The following is a 6270-nucleotide window of genomic DNA, read 5'->3' as shown; positions in this document are numbered from 1 at the left end:
GCAGTAGCCGGTGGCCTGGGAGACGCCGGCGTCTCCCAGGCCACCGGCTACTGCTACCTCCACGAAAGCATCGATGTCCTCGCAGCCCAGGCCCCGGACCTGCACGCGGTCCTGGATCACTGCCGACGCGAGGGGTCCTGCCCGCCCTCCGGCGACATCGCCCGCGCAGTCCTCGCCCTCAACAGAATCTGGAAGGTGATCACCGCTGAGAGAACGTCAGTGACTGCTTCGGGGGCGAGAATCAGCCATCGGAAGCTGGCATCCACTCCAGAGTTTCACTCATGCTTCACATGAGTCACACAGTCAATCGCCGGGCACCTGGGTGGACACACCTGCTCCAAACCGTCGTCCGCTCTCGTGAAGCATTCAGGCCATCCCTCCCGCTGGTCGAACCGTTTCTCTTGACCCTCAACTTTGGTCTATGCCTATGGTGATCTCCGCATGGGCAGCCTGACCAAGCTGCCGGACCAGGCGCCATCCAGCTACTTGGGGGCGCCGTCGTCATGGGGGGATACATCGTCATGCCTCAGTGCCGGGCTGTTCGCGCACGCCGAGTCGACCTTGCCTGCCTGCCCGCCCTCGTACGGCTCCCCTGACAACCAGCGCGCAGTGGGCTGCCCGTGCTGACGTGCGCGAGCCTGCTCCCATTTATCCCTGCATATCCAGGTTTCAAGAACTCCGACCGCTGGAGGAGAGGCCGTCACATGGCCGATGAGAAGGTTCTTGCTGCCCAGAAATGGGTCAACGCCACCTACGGCAGGGTGTCGGGCTACGTGAAGTGCCCCGAGGACGGAAAGACCGGTTGGGCCACTATGTACGCCCTCACCATGGGCTTACAGCACGAGCTCGGCATCAGTCCCCTCGTGGCGAACTTCGGGGACGGCACCCTCGCCAAGGTCACCGCACTCGGCACCATCGGCATCGGGTGGAAGAAGAACACCAACATCGTCAAAATCATCCGCCACGCCCTGTTCTGCAAGGGCTATTGGGGCGGCGACACGGCGGTGGCCGAGTTCGACCCGGACGCCGCGGCGGCGGTCGACAAGATGAAGGAGAACATGGGCCTGCCCAAGGACGGCGGGGTGGTCCAGCCGAAGGTACTCAAAGCCATGCTCAACATGGACGCCTACATCACCGTCGCCGGCGGCACGGACAAGATCCGGTCCATCCAGCAGTGGCTGAACAAGAACTACTGGACGAAGAAGACGTTCTCCATCGGCCCCACTGACGGGATCTACTCGCGGGACGTGCAGCAGTCGCTGATGAAGGCGATCCAGCTCGCGGTCGGCATCGCGGAGGCGGACGCGAACGGCAATTTCGGTCCTGGCGCGCAGTCCGGCATCAAAGCACACACCGTCGGCCCCGGGTCGTCCGGCCTGTTCGTCCAACTCTTCTCCGCAGCCTGCGTGTTCAACGAGCCCGTCCCCGGGTATGGCGAGCCCGATGCCGCCACCCACTTCACCGACTCATGGGATGCCGATGTCGAAGGCTGGGTGAAGGCGTTCCAGACGTTCTCCCAGCTCCCCGTCACGAGTAAGGGCGACTACACGACGTGGGCGCAGCTCCTGGTGTCCATGGGAGATCCCGACCGGCCGGTCACGGCTTCCGACACCGCCTACACGATCACCCCGTCCCGCGGCGCCAAGATGTACGCCGATGGCTACCGGTATGTCGGCCGGTACATCAACGAGGCCTCGGCGGGCGGCGGATCGAAGATGCTGGAGCCGGGAGAGCTCGACAACATCTTCAAAGCCGGGCTGCGCGTCTTCCCGATCTTCCAGGACAACGGCAGGAGCCTGTCGGAGTACTACTGGGGCAATGGATACAAGCACGGCCAGTTCGCTCATGATCAAGCCGTCCACTTCGGCTTCAACCGGGGCACCGTCATCTATTTCGCTGTCGACTATGACGCCACCCAGGAGGACATGCCGCAGATCCTGGATTACTTCCGCGGAGTCAGCTCCGGCCTCGCGTCGAAGGGCAAGAGATACGTCCACGGCGTGTACGGTTCCCGGAACGTCTGCGCGCAGGTGACGAAGGAGTCCTACGCCGCGTACTCGTTCGTCTCCGGCATGTCGTGGGGTTCTCCGGAAACCTCGGCTTCCCCCTGCCGGCGAACTGGTCATTCAAGCAGATCAAGGAATACAAGGTCACCAACGGCAGCGACACGTTCTGGCTGGACCGCGATGCGCACCGGGCCGGCTCCGACAACGGCCAGAAGGACGTCAACCGTGCCGTGTCCCCCGCCGCGAACTTCCTCACGAACATCGACCAGCTTTACAACCTCGCCAAGAGCTACGGAAAGGGCGATCCGAACCGGTTGGTCACGGACTATTACCGGCAGGAGCGCTATGCGGGGCACGAATGGAAGAACCTGATCGGCGACGTCGACCGGGAATTCATCGACTACGCCAACAGCCGGGGCGCAGAGCTGCTGTCCGACTTCACCGACCCCTTCACGGGGCAGACTCTGGGCCCACAGCACCTGCTGGCCACCGCGGCCGGACACATGATCAAGCCACCTCTGTCGGACCAGCGCAAGGCCAACCGGGGTGACGTGGCCGGGTGGGCCGGAGACCTCATGACGTTCTACGGGGAGTGGCGTCGCGACAGTGACTCCTACGCCAACGGCTACACCTACTGCACCGAACGCCTCGGCAAGATCGGCGTGGTCTCCTCATTCGGCTTCAGCGACCTCGTCGAGGACGCCGACGGCTTCCTCCTGGCCGAGAAGATGCGGTTCGGTGTGCCCATTACCACGGCCGTGCGCGAGCACTACGAGAAGACCGGCGGGGTAACCCGGTTCAGGGACTACCTTGCCAAGCGGTTCGGCACCTCGCAGACCACAGCGGCGGACGCGGCGTTCTACATCCTCACGTCGATCGATGATCCGCTCATCAACGTCGGACGTATCGCCCTCGAAACGCAGACGGGAGGAGTCGCCATGGTCTTTTCCCACCTGCTTCCGGAGGACAGGCTGAGGAATTACTGCCTCGGCTTCGCGGATGCGCTGATCGCTCGCGCCGGTCTGGAGGCCCGCAGCCAGGCGAAGATGAAGGCCAACCACGCCAGGCTGTTCGCGGACGGTTCAGCCTGATGGGTTCCTGGATCCTGGCGGTGCTCTTTGTCGGCTTCGGTCTGGCCTTCGTACGCGTCCAGGAGGGCCGACGGCTTCTCGGCCTGATCAAGGCATCCATCGCCACCGGAACCCTGTGCTACCTGCTCGGCTGGGCTCAGGTCCACTTCGCCTTCCCGTCGCAGGCGTGTCCCGACTTCTTCGACAGGCGCCCCATCGTCCACTTCGACCGCTACGAGGACGGCGCTTTTCCGCTGCACGCCACCTGCTACTGGGACAACGGCGAGCAGAAGGAACTCGTGAGCGGCTGGGTCAATCCACTCCTCTTCACCTGCATGGCCGTCTTCACCGGCTGCTTGGTGACGTTGGCGGTCCTTGCCTACCGCCGCTACCGGAAAGGACACACGCGTTGAGCGACACCGCTCACATATTCACCCGCCGTCAGGCTCTCGGCATTACCGCGGGCATCACTGCGGGAGCTCTTCTCGTCGGTGTTCCCACCGCTGCGGCCGCCCCTGAGCGGAGCGCGTGGCACGGCAGGCGAACGCAGAACCACTGGCCCGTCATCGACGACAGCCACACAGACACCTTTCGTATCGAAGGCACCGGTGTCGATGTGCCACTGCTGAAAGGCGACGTGGCCACGGTGCTGTTGTATGTGGCCCGCCGGTTCGCGTACGAGATCGACATGCTCCGCCCCGGCGACGTTCAGGGCCACACCGCCCACCGCACCGTGGGTGCCGACATCGAGTCGAACCACCTGTCCGGTACCGCGATTGCGATCCGCCCGCTCTTCTACCCGTTGGGAGCACAGAGTGGCACCGGGCTGTCCGATCTTGAGAAGGTCGTCGTCGCGGACATCCTCGCCGACTGCCAGGGCGTCATCCGCTGGGGCGGACACGCAAAGCCGGTCAAGGAGTCCCATTTCCAGATCGACGTCCACCCCGGTGACCCCGGACTTGCCAGTCTTGCTCGCCGAATCCGTGGCGAGGAAGCCGGCCCCGGGTCCGGCGCTGGATCCATCGACCCATTCCTTCCGAGCCGCCGCAAAAAGGCTGCGGCCTACCTCTGAACCAGCGAATCCTCGAGGAAGGGAACAACTCCCATGCGCAGACTGATACGCACCATCGCCCCGGCTGCTGCTCTCGTCTCCGTTCTCGCAGCCACTCCTCAGGCCCTGGCCGAAGACCACACCCCCTCAGGCACCAACATGCTCGTTCCCGGGACCAGCGTCGAATTCTCCGAGAGCGGAGCCCACGACGCCCAGACGCGTGCTGTCGCGGCTGAGGACCCGGCCGCTGTCCGCGCCACCGCAACACTGTGCGGGTCCGGGTACCAGCTCGAGAGAGCCCAGCGTCTCCCGGACGAGCGCCGGTTCGGCACCCTGTTCACGTACATGAAGTCTTCGACCAGCAAGGTCGGGGCTTGCGCGGTGTTCGACAACAATCTCGGCGTGGCGAAGAAGATGAAGCTGAAGCTGTGCCCGAACAAGACCGGTATGGCATGCAAGGTGGACGAGGGCACCTATTCGCAGTACGCAGGCCCGGTCAAGTTCGAGTCAAGCGATGTGGGCGGCTGGATCGACTGCTCCCAGGTGACGGCGATCATGTGGTCGAACGGTGTCCCGATCATCGACCGAGTCATGTCCGTCGCGGCATGCGACTGATCGTGCCAGGCTTCTGCGTACCAGCGCGTACCTCGCCGTAGCCGTCACGCTGTCGAGCACTCTTCTGCTGGTGGGGTGCGGATCCGACCATGTCGGCGGGCAGCAGGGCAACGCCAGCCAGGAAGAGGTTCGATCGATCAGGGACGAAAGTCCGGTCAGCAGTAAGCGCGCCTACTACCGCTTCACCATCCGCGTCACAGGTCCCAACGGATTCGACGCAACAGCAGGCGCGTCGATGGACGTCGTCGGTCTGTAGCGTACAGAACACGGCCGCTCCTGAGCCCTGTTCACGGCCCGCTTCCTCGCTGAGGGGGCGGCCGCCCGCGGCTCTCCCCACCAGTCAGAAAGTAGCCCACCAATAATGCGGGCGTCGGCCTGACGGAAACTCCTCGACAAGACAGGTGGCGTCCCGTCGAGTGGTGCAGCCATACGGACCGCGTGGCTCCGCTCAGAGCCGTGGTGGCGGTTGCCGACGGCTCGCCCGGCCGCAGTGCCAAATACATTCCGGGGTGGGATCGGTGAGGCGTGCCGCAGCCGCCGTACGCCACCTGCACCCGGGGGGCGTGCCCGCTGAGCGCGGCAGAAAACCAGGTGTCTGCGGCCGCGATCGTCACTTACCGTGCCGGGCATGCGCGTCGTCTTCACCAAAGGTCCCGGTACGAGTTACGACATCGCGGTGCACCGCGAGACCGGTGCCGCGCTCGCCCCGCGCAACGGGCCCGGCGGGCATCCGTATCTCCCGCATGACTTGGTGCACTTCCTCGTCGAGGCGGAGGCCGGCATCAAACTCGGCGTCTACGGGCGGCTGGCCGCCGGTGACAACGGCCTGTTCTGGCCCGCCGACCCCGCGGAGCGGGCCAAGGCCGCCCGGCGCCGCAAGTCGAAGCGGGTGAAGTCGTCCCCTCAGGCGAAGGCCGACATGGCCAGGTCGGAGGAGCTGGCAGGCATCGCCGTACCCGTGTGGGAGGTGCGGCGCGGCCACGCGCGGGAGCTGCCGGCGTATGTGACGGCGGGGGAGATCACCCCGGTGGTCGACCGGATCGTGTCCCGGTTCGACGACTACGCCGACCGCTGGCACCCGCTGCCGGTCGGAGGTTCGCTGACCCTGACGTGGTGACGCAGGCTCAGTCCGCCATCGGAACGTGTGCCAGACCCCAGCTCACGTTGTCAGAGCCAAGCGGACGCGTGGGGCGTACGGCGACGGCTGGTCGCCGAGTTCACGTGGGGGTTGTTGCAGCGGACGGTGGTCGCCGACAAGCCAGGCCCGCTACGACGCAGGCTTCAGGCCGACCCGCCTGCGGACGAGGTTGATGCCGACGATCTCGACGGACAGCTCGTCGCCCACCTCGGGCAGGGACGGGCCGGTGAGCGTGTCCCGGTGCACCAGCCCTTCGACGCCCTCGGCCACGCGAACGAACCCCCCGAACGGGACCGCCTTGGTGACCGTGCCGCGGACCACCCGGCCGAGTCGGTTCCGCGCGAACTCCATCCAGTACCGCCGGGGCAGGTCCACAGCCTCCTCGTGCAG

The 6270-nt window shown here is 65.4% G+C and carries 7 protein-coding genes and 1 pseudogene; 7 read left to right on the top strand and 1 reads right to left on the bottom strand.

Translation table 11 applies throughout. The annotated features are described in order from the left end of the window. The 7 genes and pseudogenes from StrepF001_RS44000 to StrepF001_RS43975 all read left to right on the top strand — a co-directional run. A pseudogene (locus tag StrepF001_RS44000) lies at positions 1-117 on the top strand (IS5/IS1182 family transposase); the annotation flags it as partial. A gap of 587 nt (positions 118-704) precedes the next feature. Beyond that, on the top strand, positions 705-2378 hold the full coding sequence (locus tag StrepF001_RS43995) for a glycoside hydrolase domain-containing protein (protein ID WP_346657024.1): 1674 nt from the start codon (positions 705-707) through the stop codon (positions 2376-2378). Continuing rightward, on the top strand, positions 2321-3097 hold the full coding sequence (locus StrepF001_RS50360) for a hypothetical protein (RefSeq protein WP_346657023.1): 777 nt from the start codon (positions 2321-2323) through the stop codon (positions 3095-3097). The genes StrepF001_RS43995 and StrepF001_RS50360 overlap by 58 nt, the downstream gene beginning before the upstream one ends. Next, a complete protein-coding gene (locus StrepF001_RS43990; RefSeq protein WP_129803678.1) occupies positions 3097-3489 on the top strand; it encodes a hypothetical protein in 393 nt (130 codons plus the stop codon). The genes StrepF001_RS50360 and StrepF001_RS43990 overlap by 1 nt, the downstream gene beginning before the upstream one ends. After that, complete coding sequence (locus tag StrepF001_RS43985) at positions 3486-4148, top strand: hypothetical protein (RefSeq protein WP_129803677.1); 663 nt, start codon at positions 3486-3488, stop codon at positions 4146-4148. Before StrepF001_RS43990 ends, StrepF001_RS43985 begins: the two co-directional genes overlap by 4 nt. 33 nt (positions 4149-4181) lie before the next feature. Next, positions 4182-4742: a hypothetical protein gene (locus StrepF001_RS43980; protein ID WP_129803676.1), complete on the top strand. Its 561-nt coding sequence runs from the start codon at positions 4182-4184 to the stop codon at positions 4740-4742. Positions 4743-5370: 628 nt separating this feature from the next. Continuing rightward, positions 5371-5859, top strand: coding sequence for a hypothetical protein (locus tag StrepF001_RS43975; RefSeq protein WP_165396579.1), 489 nt, complete (start codon positions 5371-5373; stop codon positions 5857-5859). A gap of 150 nt (positions 5860-6009) precedes the next feature. On the opposite strand, the gene StrepF001_RS43970 is transcribed toward StrepF001_RS43975, so the two are convergent. Further along, a partial coding sequence (locus StrepF001_RS43970; protein ID WP_129803674.1) for a S1 RNA-binding domain-containing protein occupies positions 6010-6270 on the bottom strand: 261 nt, incomplete at its 5' end.

This window comes from Streptomyces sp. F001 (assembly GCF_004187715.1).
Taxonomy (GTDB): domain Bacteria; phylum Actinomycetota; class Actinomycetes; order Streptomycetales; family Streptomycetaceae; genus Streptomyces; species Streptomyces flavusporus.
The sequence above is the reverse complement of the archived record's forward strand: the minus strand, read 5'-3'. Positions and strand labels throughout refer to the sequence as shown.